The 20,350-nt window shown below is 53.6% G+C and carries 15 protein-coding genes; 14 read left to right on the forward strand and 1 reads right to left on the reverse strand.

Annotation, left to right across the window (positions count from 1 at the left end; all coding sequences use genetic code 11):
* Positions 1-8 precede the first annotated feature (8 nt).
* From MJA45_RS13050 to MJA45_RS13105, 12 genes are all read left to right on the forward strand, one after another.
* Positions 9-3,272: an alpha-mannosidase gene (locus MJA45_RS13050; protein ID WP_315607681.1), complete on the forward strand. Its 3,264-nt coding sequence runs from the start codon at positions 9-11 to the stop codon at positions 3,270-3,272.
* 190 nt (positions 3,273-3,462) lie between these two features.
* On the forward strand, positions 3,463-5,247 hold the full coding sequence (locus MJA45_RS13055; protein WP_315607682.1) for a sensor histidine kinase: 1,785 nt from the start codon (positions 3,463-3,465) through the stop codon (positions 5,245-5,247).
* Entirely contained in the window at positions 5,222-6,847 is a 1,626-nt protein-coding gene (locus MJA45_RS13060) for a response regulator (RefSeq protein ID WP_315607683.1), read from the forward strand. Before MJA45_RS13055 ends, MJA45_RS13060 begins: the two co-directional genes overlap by 26 nt.
* A gap of 77 nt (positions 6,848-6,924) precedes the next feature.
* Positions 6,925-8,022 (forward strand): beta-galactosidase BglB, encoded by a 1,098-nt coding sequence (bglB, locus tag MJA45_RS13065; protein ID WP_315607684.1) that lies wholly within the window; start codon positions 6,925-6,927, stop codon positions 8,020-8,022.
* A 171-nt stretch (positions 8,023-8,193) separates the two neighbouring features.
* Positions 8,194-9,156 (forward strand): ABC transporter permease, encoded by a 963-nt coding sequence (locus tag MJA45_RS13070; protein WP_315607685.1) that lies wholly within the window; start codon positions 8,194-8,196, stop codon positions 9,154-9,156.
* Between the two features lie 29 nt (positions 9,157-9,185).
* The gene (locus MJA45_RS13075) at positions 9,186-10,100 is read left to right on the forward strand and encodes a carbohydrate ABC transporter permease (protein WP_315607686.1); all 915 of its coding nucleotides are present in this window, start codon (positions 9,186-9,188) and stop codon (positions 10,098-10,100) included.
* 35 nt (positions 10,101-10,135) lie between these two features.
* Positions 10,136-11,743 carry an extracellular solute-binding protein gene (locus MJA45_RS13080; protein ID WP_315607687.1) on the forward strand — a complete coding sequence of 536 codons (1,608 nt, stop codon included), beginning with the start codon at positions 10,136-10,138 and terminating at the stop codon, positions 11,741-11,743.
* A gap of 257 nt (positions 11,744-12,000) precedes the next feature.
* Positions 12,001-12,510: a DinB family protein gene (locus tag MJA45_RS13085; protein WP_315607688.1), complete on the forward strand. Its 510-nt coding sequence runs from the start codon at positions 12,001-12,003 to the stop codon at positions 12,508-12,510.
* Positions 12,511-13,096: 586 nt separating this feature from the next.
* The gene (locus MJA45_RS13090) at positions 13,097-13,666 is read left to right on the forward strand and encodes a dihydrofolate reductase family protein (RefSeq protein ID WP_315607689.1); all 570 of its coding nucleotides are present in this window, start codon (positions 13,097-13,099) and stop codon (positions 13,664-13,666) included.
* 433 nt (positions 13,667-14,099) lie between these two features.
* Positions 14,100-14,552 carry a MazG nucleotide pyrophosphohydrolase domain-containing protein gene (locus tag MJA45_RS13095; RefSeq protein ID WP_315607690.1) on the forward strand — a complete coding sequence of 151 codons (453 nt, stop codon included), beginning with the start codon at positions 14,100-14,102 and terminating at the stop codon, positions 14,550-14,552.
* Positions 14,553-14,682: 130 nt separating this feature from the next.
* Positions 14,683-14,958, forward strand: a complete 276-nt coding sequence (locus MJA45_RS13100) for a hypothetical protein (RefSeq protein WP_315607691.1) — start codon at positions 14,683-14,685, stop codon at positions 14,956-14,958.
* Positions 14,959-15,059: 101 nt separating this feature from the next.
* Positions 15,060-15,707 (forward strand): HAD family hydrolase, encoded by a 648-nt coding sequence (locus tag MJA45_RS13105; RefSeq protein WP_315607692.1) that lies wholly within the window; start codon positions 15,060-15,062, stop codon positions 15,705-15,707.
* 264 nt (positions 15,708-15,971) lie between these two features.
* Here MJA45_RS13105 and MJA45_RS13110 read toward each other — a convergent pair whose 3' ends face one another.
* Positions 15,972-17,042 (reverse strand): M42 family metallopeptidase, encoded by a 1,071-nt coding sequence (locus MJA45_RS13110; protein ID WP_315607693.1) that lies wholly within the window; start codon positions 17,040-17,042, stop codon positions 15,972-15,974.
* A gap of 171 nt (positions 17,043-17,213) precedes the next feature.
* Between MJA45_RS13110 and MJA45_RS13115 the strand changes: the two genes are divergently transcribed.
* Together MJA45_RS13115 and MJA45_RS13120 are read left to right on the forward strand one after the other, a co-directional pair.
* A complete protein-coding gene (locus tag MJA45_RS13115) occupies positions 17,214-18,941 on the forward strand; it encodes a hypothetical protein (protein ID WP_315607694.1) in 1,728 nt (575 codons plus the stop codon).
* Positions 18,925-20,268: a DUF455 family protein gene (locus MJA45_RS13120; RefSeq protein WP_315607695.1), complete on the forward strand. Its 1,344-nt coding sequence runs from the start codon at positions 18,925-18,927 to the stop codon at positions 20,266-20,268. The genes MJA45_RS13115 and MJA45_RS13120 overlap by 17 nt, the downstream gene beginning before the upstream one ends.
* Positions 20,269-20,350: the final 82 nt, after the last annotated feature.

A 20,350-nucleotide genomic window follows, 5' to 3' on the forward strand; every position in this document is an offset into this window, starting at 1 on the left:
GAGACGGAATGGAAACGGCTGCGCAATGGTCCTTGTCAGAGGCCGCTGCTTCAATTGACCGCCTAAGAGAAGCGCTCCAGGGGAAAAAGGAGCAGCTTGCTGCGCTTTCTACGCTGAAAACGTGGCATTATACGAACGAAATCATTCCGGTAGAGGAGTGCCCGGCACGGCATCAAGGGTGGGAGGAGGCTCGGATCCGGTTTGCCTGGCCCCCCCAGGAAAGCGACAAGACGTTTTACCGTCAAATCCGTATCCCCGGGAATCACTTGGGTCTTGATCTGGCGGGCGCTGAGGCGGAGCTGGAGCTGTGTCTCTTAATCGGATCCCAAGTCTATCTAAACGGGGAGCTTGTGTACGGCGTGGACTATTGGGCCGACACGAAGGTCGTTCCCATTCCTCTCACGAAAGAGGTCCAAGGGAACGAAAGCTATGACGTCGTGATCCACTGCCGCAAGGGAGACGGGTTCGGTTATTTTCATGATGCCGATCTCCGGATCAGCGCCGTGGAAGATTGGTTCTTTACGCTGGACACCTTCTCCGAAGAGCTCCGCTTCGTTCTCTTTCTGCTCGAGAACGGGGTTGTCCAGGAAACGGAGCTGACCCGCTCTTTGCAGGAGGCCTTGGGGGGCTTTTCCTCAGCGGCGCTCGAAGAGAACCGGTGGGAAGAGCTAGCAGAGTCCATTGGGACGGTACGGGAGAAGCTTCGCGGCTTCGAACCTTTTGCCAAGCGGTACAAGATCTATATGGTCGGCCATGCGCACATCGACATGAACTGGCTGTGGCCGTGGAAGGAAACGGAGGATTTGATCCGCCGGGATTTCGAATCGGTCAACTCTATCATGGAGGAGTTCCCGGAGGTCTGTTTCTCCCACAGCCAAGCCGCCACTTACCGGGCGATGCAGGAGAAGCAACCCGGGTTATGGTCCCGAATCAAGGCGCGGATCGAGCAGGGGCGCTGGGATGTAACGGCCGCTACCTGGGTGGAAGGCGATCTGAACATGGCCGGATACGAGACCATGATCCGCCAGTTTCTGGAGGGGATCTCCTACTGCCGCGATGAGCTTGGGGTCTCACCGGAAATTTGCTGGGAGCCCGATACGTTCGGGCACCCGGCGACGATGCCGATGCTGCTCGCTCGGGCCGGGCTGAAGTATTATTACTTCTGCCGGGCGGGCCGGGGAGTCCCTCTCTTCTGGTGGGAAGGCGAAGACGGATCCCGCGTGCTCGCCTTCAACGATCCGCGGCATTATAACGGAAGGATCTATGCTTCCGACATGGTGCCGGGAACGATCGAGATGGCCAGGGATTACGGATTGAGCTGCAATATGTACGTGTACGGCATTGGCGACCACGGGGGCGGCGTAACCAAACAGGATGTCCGCCGGGGCTTGCGGCTGAACGAAAGCCGTCTGCTTCCCCAATTTGTCTTCTCAGGAAGTACGGCCTTCTACCGGGAGGTGGAGCAATCCGGCGTTAGGCTACCCGTCATACGGGGAGAACTGAATCCCGCCTTCGAGGGGTGCTACACGTCGCATGGAGACATCAAGAAAGCTAACCGGGAAACGGAGCATGCCCTGGTTCAAGCGGAAAGCTTGGCGGTCCTGGCCGACCTCTACCGTCTGGCCTCCGGCCAAAGGGAAGGGACGGCATCCGGCCAACAGGGAGGGGAGGCTGGGCAAGCACTGCAGGCGCTGCGGGAGCCGTGGCGGACCCAGTGCTTCCACCAATTCCACGATATCGTATGCGGCTGTGCGATCCGGCTGACTTATGAGGAGGCGGTACCGGCGTCTCGTCTTGCCGGCCTTGAGGCGGAAAAACAGGCGGATCAAGCGATGGAGACCATCGTTAAGGCATTTCCGGCCGCCGTTTCGACTAACGGCGATGGAGGAACGTCTTCTTCCTCGGAAGTCTTGGCGGTGTTTAATTCGCTTTCCTGGGCCCGGACGGATATCGTCACGCTTCCGTTAAGCCGGTTCCCGCAGGTGGAAGCGTGGGAAACCGGGGATGAACTGATCGATTCCGCCGGAAACCGGACTCCGCTGCAAAAGCTAAGCGACGGCTCCGCCGTCTTCCTGGCCGGAAGCATCCCGGCTTACGGCTTCGCCTCTTACCGTTATGCGAAGGCTGCGGATCAGGGCTTATCTACCGTGGCCGGGATGAGCGTTCCCGCAGGCGGTGGCCAAGAGGTGCTGGAGAACTCCCGTTACCGTCTCGCCGTGCACAAGGGATCCGGTACAGTCACGAGTCTCTATGACAAAATGCTGCAACGGGAGATGACGAGGGCGTCCGGCTTTAATCTGTTCGAGGTCCACGAGGAAGCCCCGCACGGAATGTCCGCCTGGACGATTGGTCCCATCACGCGGATTCACCGGCTTCTCCGAGAGGCCGAGGTTCGGCCGGGAGAGAACGGGCCCGTCTTCCAATCGGTATGGGTTGTGCACCGTCATCAAGCCTCCGAAATCCGCCAGGAAATTCGTCTGTACGCGGGGATTGAACGGATCGATTTCTTGACAAATATTCGCTGGGAGGAACAAGGGACGGCCGAAACCGACGCCCCTATGCTGAAGGTGACGTTCGCGACGGATCTGAAAGCCCCGGAGGCCGTGTTTGATATTCCGTTCGGAACCATCCGCCGCGAAACCAACGGACAGGAGGTTCCCGCTACCCACTGGTTCGGCGTTTCGGAAACGGGTACCCCGGAGGGCGCCGGCCTCGCCGTCCTTAACAACGGGAAATACGGCTGCTCCGTGCAGGGATCGACCCTATCCCTTACGCTGGTTAGAAGCTCGTATGAACCGGATAACTTTCCCGACCGGGGCGACCATGAATTCGCCTATGCGGTCTATCCCCATGCCTCGGACTGGAAGGCCAGTCAAGCCGACCGGAGAGCGTGGGAATTCAACCAGCCCATGACGGTATGTACGACGGAAAGCGGAGGTGCTCCGGCTCCGGAGCCGTTTGGCGCCATTCGTTTGGAGGAGCTTGGCGCAGCCGGCTGGCAGCCGTCGCGGGGGCTTCTTGCCACGGCACTCAAGCCGGCTTACACCAGCAGCGGCGCTTCGGAGGACGTCATCTTACGAATTCTGGAGCCGCATGGCCGGCCGGTGAGGGCCCGGATCGTTTTCTCCTTTCCGGTCTCCTTCGTAGAGGAAGTGAATCTGGTGGAGGATGCCATCAGACGGCTGTCTCTCGATAACAACCTTCTTGATCTGGGTACGGTTAAGCCGGCTGACCTTCTCACTCTTCGCATTCGGCCGACACGGACCGGGTGACAGATGCAACCGAATTCCAATCGGGATAGACCGGGGGACCGCGCCCCGGTCTATTGTTTTGGGCTGCTAAGAAACATTAGGATGGCCGATTGGGGAGGGACGTGGTACAGTTATTAAAAAGAAAGCGCTATCTACCTCGAGACTCGGGCAGGTGACCCCCTTGATTCCGGAAGTGCTCAAACCCTCCCATATGAAGCTCCACACGAAATTTCTCCTTTCCTTCGTGTTGATCATTCTGATTATGGTTCTGATGATTGGAACGGTTATCTACCAGGTATCCGTCAACACGATCAAATCCAATACCGCGAATTATTCCCGTTTCCTGATCGGGCAGATCGGAATCAACCTCGATAAACGGACATCGGATATCGAGGAGCTGGCCTTCGAGCTGTTCCGGACCTCCTCGCTGGACCGTACGCTGGCCCAGGAAAATTTGGATCCGGCCAATCAAGTCTTCCGCAGCAAAGAAATCGCCAATTATTTATCCCATCTCGTTTATTCCCGCGAATATTTCCAATATGCGGCTTATGTGGAGCCGAACGGCGACTCCCACCAAATCGGCCGGGTCTTTGACGCCAGTCCAACCGGCACCGGATTAGCGGATGAAGCCCATCTGGAGAAGATCCAGCAAAAAAGAGGCAAAGCCCTCTGGTACCCCGGTCCTCTGGGAACCGTGATGATGGCCAAAGCCCTCTACAGCTTGACCTCGGGGGCTTATGCCGGCACGGTCATTCTCGGGATCGGCAGCGATCACATAGAGAATCTTTATACGGAGATCAACCGGCTGACGAGCGCCAATATCCTCATTCTGAACGAAGACAATCAGCTTATGGAGGGAAGCGGTAACGTTCCCGGCTTTGCGGCTTATTTTATGGAGAAGAAACTGTATCTCGAAGAGAACCTCCCCAGTCCGTCCTTTACATGGAACCGGACCAACTATTTGTTCACGGTGCTCTCCACCTCCATGGACAAATGGAAGATCGTGCAGATCATTTCCGTGGAAGAATTGACGCGGGGCACGTCCGCCATTACCTTCTGGACCGTCAGCATTATCATCATTTCGCTCCTTGTGGCGTCCATCCTGGCGGCTATCCTCTCTAAGAGCATTACGGTAAACGTCCGGATGCTACTGCAAAGCATGACAAGTTTCTCCGTTGATTTCTCCCACAAAATCATTGTGCCGAAAAGCCGGGACGAGGTCGGATTGATGGCGGAGAAATTCAATTTGATGGCCGAAAAAATCAAGGAGCTCGTCAATTCGGTTTATCACGAGAAGCTCCTCAAGCAGAAGGCGGAGTACCGGACGCTGCAGTTCGAATACAAAGCCCTGCAGGCTCAAATCAACCCGCATTTTCTATACAATACCCTGGAGTCGATCTACTCCATGGCCAAGCTGAAGGGGGAGGAGCAGATCGGCGAGCTCATTTACCTTCTGGGGTCGCTGCTGCGGGAGAGTCTGGGAAGGAAGGGGGATATTCTTCCCCTGCGGGACGAGCTGGATTACATCCGGAAATATTTGGACATTCACCAAATCATTTATGAGGACAAAATCGAAATTATTTATGAGCTCGACGAATCGCTGCTCGACAGCCGGGTGCCCAAGTTCATCCTCCAGCCTCTCGTGGAGAATGCGATCAAGCATGGAATCGAAGAGAAGCCCGGGAAAGGGATTATCCGAATCGGCTGCCGGGCCGAAGGCGAAACCCTGCTTCTCGAAGTATCCGATAACGGAATCGGAATGGACGATCAAACGATTGACCAAGTGATGAACCCGGAAAAATACCCCGGCCAGCCGGTTAAAGACAAACACACGAGAGTCGGCATCATCAGCGTACATAAACGGGTCGGCATCCTCTACGGAAGCGGGTACGGCCTTGCGATCCGAAGCGTTCCGGGAGAGTTCACCATCATACAGATCCGGCTGCCTATCATACGGGAGGAGGAGCGAGATGAAGAAGAAGGTTATCGTGATTGACGACAAGCCCCTAATTGTCCGGTCCATTGTGCAGACGATCGACTGGGAGCGGCTTGGCTGCGAAGTAATTGGCCAGGCGGAGGATGGGGAGGAAGGGGAGCGCCTCATTCTCGACATGCAGCCCGATATCCTCATAACGGACATCCGGATGCCCGGTCACGACGGGCTGTATTTGTCCGAATTGATGCACAGCCGCTTTCCCCGTTCCAAAACAATCCTCATCACCGGATACCAGGAGTTTGAATACGCCCAACGAGCCGTCCGCCTGGGGGCTTTCGACCTCATCGTCAAACCTCTCCGCAATGATGAGCTGTACCGGGTGGTGGAGGCGGCGGTCCGGGAGATCGAAGCGACAAGATCGGAGAAGCATGCCGTCGAGCAGCTGAGCCGGGACTACAGCGACCTCGAGCAGCTTCACACGAACAGCCTTCCGGCTCTGCGCAGCAAATGGATGACCGATCTCATCCGGAGAAAGGTGGAGGAGGCCGATCTGCCGGCTGCCCAGAGGGAGCTTGGCATTCAATACAGCCGGTTCTCGCTGATTGCCATCAAACCGTATAGCAACGGAGGAGAGGAGTCCCTGACTTCCGCCCATCGGGAGCGGATCGTTCAGACCGTAATGGCCGCACCGGAGAAGGAGGAGCTCCAAATCATCGATACCGTCTGGAATGACGAGCTCTTGTTTGTTTGCCTGTTCCCCCGCATCCCCACGACACGGGAAGCGCGGATGAAGCTTCAGACGATCGCGTCCGATTGGCTCGAGCGCATCCGATGCCTGAACGGCGAGCGCTGCCATATCGCCATCGGGCACCTCCGCAAATCGCTTAAGGAGCTGGGAGAAGCCTACAGCGAGGTGAAGGCTTTGCTGGAGTCCGGCTTTTTCCGGGGGGAGGAGGAGATTTTGCTCCACGAAGCGAATCCCGTTTCCCGGGAGTCCGGCAAATTCGCCATCATGCATGACCTGGAGAACTTCAACCGGATGCTCGAGCAGTCGTCCGGCGAGGAAGTGATCAGCTACCTGGAACGATTTCTGGAGCAAATCCGGATGTACAGCGAAGGAAACATCCTGGTGGTGAAGGGTCTGCTCTCCGAGGTCTGCCTGTCGACCGCCCGGTATTATTTCCGATTGACGGGCAACGAATTCGGGCTCGGGAAAAGCATTGACCAGATGCTGGACGACGTTTTCCGGCTGAATAGCCTTAAGGAAGCCTCGGACTATTTGGCCGGCTGGATCACGATCGTGAAGCGCAAGGTGGAAGGGGGAGACAAGGAATACAGCCTTATGGTGAAGAAGGCGGTGGACTATATCAACACCCATTTCTCCGAAACCATCAACCTGACCTCCGTCGCCCAGCATTTCGGAATCAGCCCCAGTTATCTCAGCCGGCTCCTGCGGACGGAAACCGGGATCAATTTCGTCGATCTGGTGGCAAAGGCAAGAATCGAGGCGGCCAAACGGCTGCTGCGGGATCCCAAATACAAAGTCAATGAGGTCGGCGAGCTCGTCGGCTATAAGGAATACGCTTATTTCTATCAGGTATTCAAACGGATCGAGGGACAGTCCCCTAAAGAATTCAAGAACCGAAGTAAAGAAACCTAATAAAACCTTAAAATTCCCGTATGTAAACCTTCTTTACTCTCTTTTACATTTAAGGCAGGAACAAAGGAGGGAATCGAATGATGATTAGGCCGCTGCCTAGGGAAGAAACGGAAAGCTTGATTCAGAAAGTCATTTCGGGTATGCAGAACCTGGAAATCACCATCCAGGAGGACACGCCCGTCAGCATCATTTCGATGGACAAGTGGGATTGGTCGCAAGGAGTCGGCCTGTTTTCCCTTTACCGTTATTATCTGGAAACAGGTAACGAATCCATCTTGTCTTATCTGACCGGCTGGTTCGATGCGCGCTTGAAAGAAGGGCTCCCCGCCAAAAACGTGAACACGATGTGCCCGCTGCTGACCTTGAGCTATCTCTACGATCTGACGGGAAACCCCGATTACCTGCGGATCTGCGAGGAGTGGGCGAGCTATGCGGCCGATGAAATGCCGCGAACCATGGAGTTCGGAATTACGCACAATGCCATCGACAACCCGAACCAGGGGGAGCTGTGGGACGACACGCTGTACATGACGGTTCTGTTCATGGGAAGAATGGGCGTTCTCCTAAACAAGGAGCATTACGTCCAGGAAAGCATCCGGCAGTTTTTGGTCCATCTGAAATACTTGACGGATACCCGGACCGGTCTGTTCTTCCACGGGTGGACCTTCGAAGGCAATCACAATTTTGCCAAAGCGCTGTGGGGAAGAGGAAACGCCTGGTATACGGCCGGCCTGGTGGATTTTCTGGACATTATCCAGCTTCCGCATGGCGTGGAGTTCTTTCTCTTGTCCTCCTTGGAGCGGCAGGTTCAGAAGCTTGCAGAGCTCCAGTCGCCTAATGGCCTCTGGCACACCCTGCTGGACGATCCCACCTCGTATGAAGAAACGTCGGCAACGGCCGGTTTCGCCTATGGGATTCTGAAGGCGATCCGCAAAGGCTACCTCAGCGAAGAATACCGTGAAGTGGGCATGAAGGCACTCCATGCGGTAATCGGCAAAATCGACGGAAAAGGCGCGGTCCACGGAGTCTCGTATGGGACGAGAATGGGACGAACGCTTGATTTCTACAAGCACATCCCGCAGTGTCCGATGCCTTACGGCCAGTCCATGACTCTGCTTATGCTGGTTGAGAGCCTGAGACACGCGGAGAGCCTGAAGCACGTCGACAGCCTATAAGGGATGGCGGAAAATTCGGTTAAAGAAACCTAATAAAATGTACAGAAAATCCTATATATAGCGCTTACATGTTTTCGTATACTGAATTCACGGCCAAGTCGACTGAAGCAGCCAGACGAAAATGTAAGCGTTTCCTGTGTTCGATTACAATTGGATAAGGAGGGATTGGAGGTGGAAGCTCGTTCCGCTAGTTTGACCGAGATAAGAGAAACGGAAGTTCCCGCTAAGATGAAGCCGCTTCATAAGGAACTGAGAAAAAATTATGATCTTTATCTGCTGCTCGTTCCCGGCTTCTTGTTTTTCCTGCTCTTCTCTTACGTCCCCATGTTCGGTCTGCTGATAGCCTTCAAGGATTACAACCTGTTTAAAGGGGTTTTTGCGAGCGATTGGGCCGGACTGACTCATTTTCGGGAGATGCTCAAGATCCCCGCCTTCTGGCAGATGGTCCGGAACACGCTCACGCTGAATGTTCTTGGCTTAATCTTCGGCTTCCCGGCTCCGATCATTCTGGCGCTGATGCTGAATGAAATCCGGGCCAAATATTTCAAACGGATCTCCCAGTCCCTCCTCTACCTGCCGCACTTCATGTCCTGGATTGTGCTTGGCGGCATTGTGTACAATCTGCTTTCTCCCAAGTACGGGATCGTCAATGAACTCCTCCGGCAGCTCGGTTTTAACGAGATTTATTTTATGGCCGACAAGTCCTGGTGGATTGCGGTTTATACCCTCACGGGCGTTTGGGCGGGAGCCGGGTGGGGAACCATCATCTATCTGGCCGCCATGACGTCCATCGACCCTTCCCTCTATGAAGCCGCCGTGATGGATGGAGCCGGACGCTTCCGCAAGATCTGGCACATTACCATTCCGGGCATCATGCCGACCGTCGTGGTCCTGCTTATCCTAACCATCGGCCACATGGTTTCCATAGGCATCGAGCAGCCGATGGCCCTGACCAACCCGGTCGTCACCGATGTGTCGGAGGTCATCAGTACTTACATCTATTCCGTCGGGATCAAGCAGGGCCAATTCGGACTAACGACGGCGGTGGGAATGGTTCAATCCGTCATCAATCTTTGCCTTGTACTCGGGGCGAACTATGCGGCCAAACGGATGGGCCGTGAGGGAATCTGGTAGAAGCGAGCAACGGAAAGGAGGACGATCTTATGCAGGCTGCGGCCAAAGGGAGGGCCAAACGGCTTTCCCCCAAACGGACGACAGGCGACATTCTTTTCAACATTCTCAACTACAGCCTCATCACCCTGATCACGTTTACTTGTTTGTTTCCTTTTCTCAACGCAGTAGCCAATGCCTTCAGCAGCAACCGGGCTATCCAGACGGGGCTCGTCACCATCTTCCCGATTGAATGGCAGTGGGACGCGATGAAGACCGTATTGGGCGATAAGCAGGTAATTCGGTCTCTCGGGGTCACTGTCTACATCACGGTGATCGGAACGGCGCTTAACATGATCTTTACCATCCTCACGGCGTACCCGTTGTCCCGGAGGGATCTGAAGGGGCGCACCCTCTTTATGAACTACATGATCATCACGATGCTGTTCGGCGGAGGCCTGATTCCTTTCTTCCTGCTGGTCAAGGCTCTCGGCATGCTGAACACCTTGTGGTCGCTCATGATTCCCGGCTTAATCAGCGCATTCAATGTCATCATCATGAAGACCTTCTTCCAGGGCATCCCGGACGAATTGCGCGAAGCGGCGATCGTGGACGGCTGCGGCAACATCCGCTTTCTGCTCCGGATCGTACTTCCCCTGTCGGGAGCCTCGATGGCGACCATCGGCTTGTTCTATGCGGTGGGCCATTGGAATTCTTTCTTCAATGCGGTGCTCTTCATCAACAATCCGGATTATTATCCGCTTCAGGTGAAGTTAAGAAACATTCTGCTACTCGCGCAGATGGATACTTCTCTCGAAACGCTGCAGCAGCAAAATCAGCTGCATGTGATTGAAGAGTCCCTAAAATCGGCAACCGTTGTCTTTGCCACCCTGCCGATTCTGATTGTCTATCCTTTCCTGCAAAAGCATTTTGTCAAGGGAGCCATGCTTGGCTCCATCAAAGGCTGATCCATATCTTGTAGGTGGAAGAAGGGGGAACCGAAGTGAAAAAAGGTCTATTGCTTGGCTTGACCCTCACCCTGGTTACGACCGTATTTGCAGGCTGCTCGAAGAACGGAGATGCCGGCAGCGCCAGCACGCCCGCACCCGGCTCATCGGCCTCGGCCACGAAGACTCCGGGAAAGCCGCAGAAGGTTAGAGTATCCGTGTGGGACCGCTCGAACTCGCCGGACGGCACGAAGATTACAGACAGTGTCATCGTCAAGTGGATTCAGGAGAACGCTTTGAAGGAAGATAACCTGGAGGTGGAGTACGTTCCGCTTCCAAGATCTCAAGAAACCGAGAAGCTGAACGTTTGGATGGCTTCGGGAGAGGCACCAGACATTATCATTACGTATAACGCTGATCTGGTCTTCCAGTACGCCGAGCAGGGAGGAGTCTGGCAGCTTGACGAGCTGCTGGACAAATACGGGGCGGACATCAATAAGCTGATCAAGCCGGCCTTAGACACGGCGGGAACGTATAAAGGCAAGCGCTACGCCATTCCGGCCTTCCGGATGAGCCAAGCGGCCGGACCCTCGATGAAGATCCGCCAGGACTGGCTCGATAAGCTCGGTCTGAAAGCCCCGACGACGCTCGACGAGCTCTATACCGTGCTGAAGGCGTTCAAGGAGAAGGATCCGGGCGGAGTAGGCAAAGAGAACGTCGTGCCGTGGGCCATCCCGGCCATTAACCAGTCGGCCAAAGGGTTCTTCTTCGGACCGATGTGGGGAGCGGGGGTTAACAGCGAAGGGCCGGGGATCGATCTGTATATGCCGACCGGCAACCTGGTGAGCGGACAGTTCCATTCCTCCATCGACACCCAGCAGGGCAAAGAATTCTTTGCTTTCATGAACAAGCTCTACAAAGAGGGACTGATCTCCAAGGAGTTCGTCACCGACGTCAACTCCCAGAAATATACCCAGCAGTATACGTCGGGCCAAGCCGGCTTTGTGGATTCGAACGACGATCCCTGGAGCTTGACCGTGAACACCAGAAAAACGGTTCCGACCGCCAAGTGGGTCACCGTCATGCCGTTCAAACGGAGCGACGGCAGCCAGTACATGCAGAAAGCGAGCTCCTACGGCTTGTTCAACATGGTCCCCAAAACGACCAAAAATCCGGAAGCCGCTGTTAAGTTCCTGAACTTCCTCGCCAAGCATATCAACGTCGTACAGAGCGGGATTGAAGGAACCCATTACAAAGTTGAGAACGGGCTTCGTCTGCCGATCGATCCGGATAAGAACGCTAAGGAAATCGGCTGGTACCTCGGCGACTTGAACCTTCTGACGCAGGGTTATATGGGGCCTCCAACCAAAGAGCAGCTTCTAAAAATGAATACAAACCCGGAATATGCGGAGCTCCTCACTCCTTTCTATGAGCAGTTCGAGAAGTACGGGAAAGAAGCGCCGTTTATCGACAGCCCTCGTCCGGTCGCCCAGAAAAACATCGTAAACTTGACGAAATACGGGTACGAGGCGCTCTCCAAAGCCATTATCGCTTCCGATTTCGAGAAGGAATGGACCAATACGCTGGATGGCTGGGTGAAGCTGGGCGGTAGAGATTACGATAAGGAAATTTCCGAGAAGCTGGCGGAAATGAAGAAGAAATAAGCATAAGGAAGAGGACCTTCACCCAACGGGTGAAGGTCCTTTCTTCTTGCACGGGAACTTTGTCTGGGACTTGACGCCAGACCACTATCTTGAACAGAAAACAGGCTTGGTAGAAAACGTCTAAACTTTCCTTCAGCTGTCTTGATACATGCAGTAACCTAATCTGTGCTGCCCCGAGAGGGGCCAAAGGGAAACGATGGCTTATACATAAGACGAGTGCTATAATTCTCTACAATTCCAAAGAGAGGGGACCACGCATGAACCAAAGACCGTCAGAAGAAGAATACGCTGGGGACTTCGGCTATTATATTCGGTTGGTGCCGGAAGGCAACATCATCGACATTCTACTCGCCCAGGAAAAGCAAATGACCGAGCTGCTGGCATCGTTGACCGAAAGCCAAGGCGCGTATCGGTATGCGGAAGGAAAATGGATGCTGAAAGAAGTCGTTGGCCACATCGCGGACGGGGAACGCGTCATGACCTACCGCCTGCTCCGGTTCGCGAGAGGGGACCAGACGCCTCTGCCCGGTTTTGACCAGGAATTGTTCATCTCTCCTTTTGAAAACTGGACAATGCCCCAATTGGCTGAAGACTACCGGGCCGTACGGCAATCGACGATCGCGCTGCTGCGCGGGTTGCCGGAGGAGGCGTGGTCCCGCAAGGGCACAGCCAACAACGTAAGCATTACGGCGCGCGCCATCGCGTATGGCATTGCGGGACACGAACTTCATCACATGGGTGTCATCCGTAATCGGTACTTGAGTTAGTCGTCCGGAAGATCGGCGGAAGCTGCTCGGCAACGCGTCTTCCTTTCTTTATGGAAGGCCAGTTGATTACTAGTCAAGCAGGGGACGAAGCGAATTTTGCCAGGTCATTAGGGTCTTAGGGATGGGCAAATGATAAGCGCCAGAACGGCCATTTAAATCAAGCGAATTGACAAGAAGACCATGCCGCGGCATGGTCTACTTTTGATTTCAGCATACCTTTACGTAACTGATCTTCATGTGATCATCTGAACTGGCAATTGAGGATAGGCGGCTTTTATGCTGGCTGATCAAAACATTGCGTTGGCTTGTTTATGGTGGTACAGATACAAGACTTGGATCAGAAACCTGGATACCTGATCTACTGAAAGATGTAGAGCCTCTATACCAGGAAATTGTATAGCTGCTGGCAGCAACGGCAGTCTTTGTTCGACTACCCGGCAGTTTCGCGCAATATTGTTGTTTTCAAATATTTTGCTTGACCCTTACGTAACGTGATGGTTTATAGTGAACGTAACAGCAGGACAAAACACAGGACAACGGCCAAAAAATAGAACAAAATAAATTCGAAATCGAAGGAGAACCGAACTTGAGAAAACTCGTATTGTTCATGCATGTGTCGCTGGATGGGTATGCGTCAGATTCAATGGGAAGACTCGATTGGATTCCGTACAACGAGGAATTAGAAAAATACGCTGAGGAGGTCGTAGCCGAAGTCGGCTCTCCCGTTTACGGACGTACGACGTATCAGATGATGGAGAACTACTGGCCCAAGGTGCTGGATGACCCGAATTCGTCGAGGCACGATATGGAGCATGCCAAATGGCTGCAGGATGTTAAGAAGATCGTTATTTCCGGTACGATGGACAAGGCGGAATGGAACAATACGATGCTGATCAAGGACAAAATTGCAGAGGAAATCAAGGCGCTCAAGGAGCAGCCTGGCAAAAATCTCGTTATCTTCGGCAGCCCGGGGGCTGCGAAGACGCTGCTTGAGCTCGGCCTGATCGACGAATTCCTGCTGACGATTTGTCCGGTCGTCCTGGGGAGAGGGAAATCGGTATTCGACGGGGGCTTCGAGAAATTCAGGCTAAAGCTGCTGTCCAGCCGTACGCTCGATTCGGGTATTATTGCGACCCGTTATGAGTTGGAGAAATAGTCGCCCTTTACAAGGAGTTTCGCTCTAACGGGGAACGATACTATAATTAAACAGCCTGCCGGCGTGATTCCGGCAGGCTGTTCCGCTTATTTATATCTATTAATACCATTTTGTCCTATTTGGAAATGGTGTACGATAGGTTGAACAAACTCCATCAAGGAGAGTGTGAACCTAATGATATATGGCAGTACAAAATGTGCTCTTGATTATGCCCAACGGGGTGCAATTCATGAGTGGATTCAGTTATTTCTTAGAAACGACGGAAAAAATGTTGCATTGGCAGACGGATTATTGGCGAAGAAGAGGCATTATATCGGCCCTGTCGTAACCGATATATCGGAGTTTGGAATTGAGGAAGGAGTTCCTTCGTATTTAACTTAAGAAAATGATATAGCATGGTTTTTCCATGTCGTCGATAAAATGAATAACGCATATGGTGATTGGGATTTTCCGCCGTACCGATTTTGAGGAAGATTATCGTTATATGGCAGAGCATATTTCATCTAGGGAAATAAGAAATACAATATTAAAAGGGAGAATTCCTGTGAAGCAATTAACATTCCATGAGTTACAGAGCTACCTAGCACTAAAATACAAAGAAGGACGTACTTCATCTGCTTTGTTTATGAAACTAGTAGAAGAAATTGGTGAGGTAGCAGAGATACTAAACCAGTTAGAAGGTCAAAAGGAAACTTCAGGGGATGCTTCTTTAGAAAAAGAGTTAGTTGATGTTATACATTACGCAGTGGCCATTGCGAGCATAAATCATATTGATTTAACTAAGGCCATTATCAAAAAGGATAAGCAAGCTTCAATTAAATATAATCAATCTCCAAATTTAGAAGAATTTTTAGAAGTAAATAACAAGGAACAGACATTAAAATAAAAATAACAATATTTCTCTACTCAACCAACCGGGGAACGATCGTTCCTATGCGCGTGGCATATCGCATAAATAAACATACATAAATTCTCCTTTGGATATGGTAATATATAACAAAAGGGGAGTGCTGATCATGGATATGCAGGAGTTCGTTTTAAAGGAACCGGTCAATAAAAAAGAGAAGCGAACTAAGCAATATAGGGATAACCGAGTTGCCATGATTCTTCAAGGAATCGGAGTTCTGAACATTATTTGTGGTATATTGATTGGATTAAGTATGGGGAATGGATTCTTGGTTGCTTATCTGTTTGGTGGTATTGTAACTGGAGTTTTGTTCATTGGATTTGGAGAAGTAATCAAGTTGCTCCATGAAATAAATGAGAGACAAAAAGTGAGTATGAAAGCATGAGCCTATTTATGAAGTAGGCTTATTGTATGGCGTGATGGGGACTTATCTTGTCCCATCTAGATGTAATATGGTTGCCGCAGCTGACAAAGGGGAACGAAACATTGAAAAAGTACATACTCTTTGATCATGATGGTGTTCTGGTTGATACTGAGTTCTGGTATTACAAAGCGGGAGAACGCGCTCTGGCTGACATTGGATTTACCTTGGATAAAGATCAATACCTCATCGACATGACCCAGTCATTGGGCACTTGGTCCCAAGCTAGGGTGGCAGGTATTGATGAACAGACCATCAGCAAGCAGCGTGAGGTCCGCAACGTCTATTATCAGGAATATCTACGAACAGAAGCCATAGAGATTGAAGGCGTAGTGGAAACACTAGCCGAACTGTCAAAGTACGTCCGCATGAGCATCGTGACGACTGCAAAACGTGCTGATTTTCAACTTATTCATGAAAAGCGCCAGATTAGACAATTCATGGAATTCGTTCTTGTTCGCGAAGACTACGAGCGCACGAAGCCGCACCCGGAACCATACTTGACCGGCCTAAAGCGCTTCGGAGCTGCCAAAGAAGAAACCTTGGTTGTAGAGGATTCAAATAGAGGCTTGAACTCAGCCGTGGCGGCTGGTATCGACTGTGCTATTGTCCATAACGACTTCACCAAAACACATGACTTCTCGCAGGCTAGTTATCGAATCAAGACTCTGATGGAACTAAAGGACATTATCCTAAGCAGCCACCCGACCTGAAGCTCTTCATGTTCGTAATCTTGTTTCGAGTTTTGCTCAATGGATGCATGAGTAGTGCTGAAATGGTTGACGATGGACAGGCACCTAAGAGAGTGAGATTCAGTTTGTAACAGATCGCTTCGATGAATGGATAAGGAGTTAAGTGACTACGCTAACGGACGACATAGTTGAAACAGCGACAGTCCAGGACATTATTTTCTCGTCCTTGGCTGTCGCTGTTTCCATTTCTTAAGGTAGTCTCAATCCACCATTTTGATCGGACACCTAGAACGAAATAACGGACTCGTACATCGATTTGTCCGAGGCTTGGATCAGCTTCAGAAGCAGCTCCTTAGCGGCTTCATAATCATCCGTATGGATCATGGAGGCGGAGGTATGAATATAGCGGGCGCATACGCCGAGGACGGCCGTCGGTACGCCGCGCCCGTACAGGTGAATTTTGCCGCCGTCGGTCGCTCCCGGGGAAATGTAGAGCTGGTAAGGGATCCGGTGGGTTTCGGCCGTATCCAGAATAAACTCCGTCAAGGTGCGGTTAGGAATGATGGCGCTGTCCAGAATGCGGACGACGGCGCCTTGTCCGAGGCGGCCGAACGCGTTCGGATCCCCTCCGGCATCTCCCGCCGGCCCGGCCTCCAGCGTATAGCACAGATCCGGCTCGATCAGGGCGGCCGCCGTCTGTGCACCGCGCATGCCGACCTCCTCCTGGACGGTCGCTCCCGCATACAAGGTGTTAGGAAGCGAAACGTCCTTCAGCTCCCGGAGCAGCTCAATCGCAAGGCCGACCCCGAACCGGTTGTCCCAAGCCTTGGCCAAAATTTTCTTCTCATTGGCAAGGGGCGTGAACTCGCTGACGGGCACGATGGGAAGACCTGGACGGACCCCCAGGGCCTGGGCATGCTGACGGTTGTCCGCTCCAATATCGAGATACATGGAGGGGATGTCGACCGGCTTGCTTCTCTGCGCTTCGTCGAGTAGGTGGCGGGGAGTCGAGGAAATCACCCCCAGAACGGGCCCCTGCGGCGTCAAGATCGTCATACGCTGAGCGAGCAGCACTTGATTCCACCAGCCGCCAAGCGCCTGGAAACGAACCATTCCATTGTCCAGAATGGTGGTGACCAGGAACCCGACTTCGTCCATATGGCCGCCGGCCATGATGCGCGGACCGGCCGGATCTCCGCGGAGAACCCCGAACAAGCTTCCCAGTCTGTCCTCTACAATCTCCCCGGTATGTTTCTTGATTTCCCCGAGCAAGAAGCGTCTCACTTCGTGCTCAAAGCCCGGAGCCCCCGGAAGCTCCGTCAACGTTCTGAACATGTCTCTCGTCGTCTGATCCATCCCTAATCCCTCCCGGTAACGGTACTCTTTTCCAACTTATCCGCCGTCTTGGGGGCTGTCAATCCTGCCTATCCAAAAAGGCAAGATTCCTAATAAAACAGCAAGATCGCATGATGTGAAACGCTTACATCGCTCTTTATACTGAGGGTGACGATAAACCGAACACAGGAGATGATTCCTCTGAACAGTTCCATGGTGGAAGCGGTACAGGACCTTGTTAAGCTGCAGGACGGAAGATTAAGCGAGTATAGGGAAAAGCGGCAAGCCGCGGCCGCGGAAAGAAGAACACCGGATCCTCTTGGATTGGGTACGGTCTCCCTCATGCTGCCTCTGTACGCCCACCCCGATTCGGCCTATTACCGGGATGCCTCTCTGCTGCCCGAAATGGAAGTGGGAGCGGAGAACTTTCTGAAGACGCAGCTGCCGAGCGGCTGCATCTCCCTCGTGAACTGCAACATCGACTCTCCTCCGGATACGGCTTTTACCACTCACCTTACCTCCTTGCTGTACCAGGTGGCTGAACGATCGGGCCTGCCTGAGCTTCAAGGGGTGCAGGGAGCTCTTCGTCTGTTTCTGGAGCGGGCGAAGCCGTGCCTGCTAAACGGTGGAATTCATACTCCGAACCACCGCTGGGTTATGGCGGGTGCGCTTGCCAAAATGTACGAGATATTTGAAGAGGATACTTTCCGCGACCGGGCTTTTCAATTTCTCGACGAGGGCTTCGACATGACGGAATACGGAGAATGGACGGAGCGCAGCAATGCCATCTATAACGGGGCGTGCGCCATTCACCTGTATGACGTTGGGCTGATCTTCGGCTATGAGCCGGCCTTTCAGGCGATCCGCTCCAATTTGACGATGATGCAGTACATGTTCCATCCGGATGATTCGATCGTCACGGAGTATTCCGGGCGGCAGGATCTGGGGCAGACGATGATGATGAGCGACTGGTACTACGTCATCTGCCATCTGATGGCCTCCCGCGATCAGAATCCTGTTTTCGGAGCGATGGCGGGCGTAGCCGAGAAGACGGCTCCCCGGGGGTCCCATGCTTTGATGTTCTGGATGCTGTATCCGGACGAGATGAGCGGAGCCCGGACCTTCATGGGACCGCTGTCCGACGAATACACGATCCTGTTTGGGGAAGAGAACGAGGTTCCTGTCCCGAAGAACGTCCCTTACCTGGGAAAACTGGTCCAGCACCCCCACGGGGCTTCCGTTCTTCGGCACCGCAAGGGCAAGCTGAGCGTAACGGCGATGGCCGGCCAGCCGGAGCTTCTAACCATCCGCTATGGGGAAGCCGCTATGTACGGGCTTAAGCTGGGAGCCGGCTGGTTCGGCATCGGCGGGGTGGCCTTTCCCTCGATCCGGCAAACCGGGGAAGCGACCTACCGGATGCAGATCGAGCTCGAAGGCTGCTACTGGAATCCTTTGCCGAAGCATTTGACGGAAGGGACGGACGGCATGTACGTCAAGATGCCGAACCATCTTCGGGAGAAGACCCACGTTCAGTTTTTGCCGGTAGCCGTGGAACTTACCTTGGTGGATAACGGGGTGGATGTCCGCGTTCTCTCTGAAGCCATTCCTAACATCTATTTGCAGGCCGTCTGTATGTTTGACCCGCAAGGAACGCTAAGCAGTCCTTCTCTGGAGGAAGCCGCCCCGGGGATTCAGTGCTTAAAGGAAGGAGAAGCGAGCTTTACCAGAGGAGGGGATACGATCGTGGTGTCCGGGGGAGCGAAGGAGCATGGGGATCTGTCGATGCGCAACGACAAAGTCAACCGGGATGCCCTTAACCTTACCGTAAATTGGGTGACGCCGGCGGACCGGACCCTCCGCTTCCGCTGCATAACTAACCCGAAAGGGCAGGGAGATGAAAGCCATGGCGAGAAAAATTGAAGTCGACGTAACCGACTACAGCTTCCTGGAGGAGGATTCGGCTTACAAGGGCTCGCTTCTCCGTCCGATCGACACCGCCCGTTTGCTGCAACCGTGCTTCTGGCTGGAATTTGAATTGTCCCGCATGACCATCGGCTGGGTGCCGGGGGTTCCCGACTGGGACGTTAAAGGCGAGCTCGTCCGGATGGGCTATCTGCACACGGAGCACATGAAGCTGCTGCGGGACCGGATCCATGAGCTGCCCGGACCGGACATCGGGGAGCATGCTTCGCCCCCTGCAGGAATCCGGGACGCCTGCCAGCGCATTTCCTGTGCGCCGACGTTCGCGGAATTCGCCACCGGCTACCACCATCTTGTCTCCAAGCTTAACCGGAGGTACGAAGAATTCATGGAATCGTTCGATCCCGTCCTCGATGCTCCGACCCTGGACCGGATTCGGCATATTCTGGTCGACCGTGACCGGCTGCTCGGCTGGGCGGTCCCCTTCACGATGTTTGCAGGAATAGACGATCCCGAAGAGCGGGATGCCTATCGGGAGTGGACCCGGTATGTGAACGACGTCTGGACCGCGCTGGAAAAATCCGTACCGGGCTCTGTGCCCGATTGGCCGGCCCCTCCCGCCCGGGAACCGGCTGGCCCCATTCCTCTGCAAGCGGCGCACGACCCCCGGTATCCGCTTGTGGATCTGACGAAATACAAAAGCGCCATGTTCGACCCGCAATCCCCGACCTATGACAGCGTCAAGCATATGGTGTTCATCAACGCCAGCGAAATGTCGGCGGCGGAAAGCCTGTGCTACCTGTACTATGGAGTACAGGGCATGCCCGCGGATTTCTACATGGATGTCGCCCGTCATACGTGGGACGAGATCCGGCACAGCCAGATGGGGGTTCGCCGGCTGAAGCAGTGGGGCTACCGGACGGAGGATTTTGCCTGGCATCCGCCGACCATTCCGACCCCGGAAACGATGCAGCAGGTTTTTCCGGAATTTTATTCAAGTCTGACTATGGTCATGGAGCCCTGCTCGTTCATCAAGAAACGGAAATCGATCACCGCTTTTATGGAGCATGGGGATCCTTTATCGTCCATTCAGTCGGAATACGATATTGCGGACGAAAGGCTTCATGTGGGCTTCGGCCAGAAGTGGGGAGCCAAGCTGTATGAACACACGGGGGATTTCGTGACGGCCGGCAAGGTGGCGGAGACCGTCAAGCGAAGCCATCTGGTGAAGATGGGATACACCCAGGAGCAAATCGATCAGGTTCTGAAGAGCTTTCCCGAATTTTGCGGGTTTGCCACCATGGATTTGAACTATGCGAAGTATTAATGAATACCACCGGGGTCGGGCTTCGTCCGATCCTTCCGTCTATATAAGGCGGTTTACCGGAGGAGCTTCGCAGGAAACCTAA

The sequence above is a fragment of the Paenibacillus aurantius genome (genome assembly GCF_032268605.1).
Classification (GTDB): Bacteria; Bacillota; Bacilli; order Paenibacillales; family NBRC-103111; genus Paenibacillus_AO; species Paenibacillus_AO aurantius.

Bases quoted from the DNA above. Each gene is read 5' to 3' on its own strand.
- MJA45_RS13050 (WP_315607681.1), top strand. From the start codon at position 9: ATGGAAACGGCTGCGCAATGGTCCTTGTCAGAGGCCGCTGCTTCAATT.
- MJA45_RS13055 (WP_315607682.1), top strand. From the start codon at position 3,463: ATGAAGCTCCACACGAAATTTCTCCTTTCCTTCGTGTTGATCATTCTG.
- MJA45_RS13060 (WP_315607683.1), top strand. From the start codon at position 5,222: ATGAAGAAGAAGGTTATCGTGATTGACGACAAGCCCCTAATTGTCCGG.
- bglB (WP_315607684.1), top strand. From the start codon at position 6,925: ATGATGATTAGGCCGCTGCCTAGGGAAGAAACGGAAAGCTTGATTCAG.
- MJA45_RS13075 (WP_315607686.1), top strand. From the start codon at position 9,186: ATGCAGGCTGCGGCCAAAGGGAGGGCCAAACGGCTTTCCCCCAAACGG.
- MJA45_RS13085 (WP_315607688.1), top strand. From the start codon at position 12,001: ATGAACCAAAGACCGTCAGAAGAAGAATACGCTGGGGACTTCGGCTAT.
- MJA45_RS13095 (WP_315607690.1), top strand. From the start codon at position 14,100: ATGGTGATTGGGATTTTCCGCCGTACCGATTTTGAGGAAGATTATCGT.
- MJA45_RS13100 (WP_315607691.1), top strand. From the start codon at position 14,683: ATGGATATGCAGGAGTTCGTTTTAAAGGAACCGGTCAATAAAAAAGAG.
- MJA45_RS13110 (WP_315607693.1), bottom strand. From the start codon at position 17,042: ATGGATCAGACGACGAGAGACATGTTCAGAACGTTGACGGAGCTTCCG.
- MJA45_RS13115 (WP_315607694.1), top strand. From the start codon at position 17,214: ATGATTCCTCTGAACAGTTCCATGGTGGAAGCGGTACAGGACCTTGTT.
- MJA45_RS13120 (WP_315607695.1), top strand. From the start codon at position 18,925: ATGGCGAGAAAAATTGAAGTCGACGTAACCGACTACAGCTTCCTGGAG.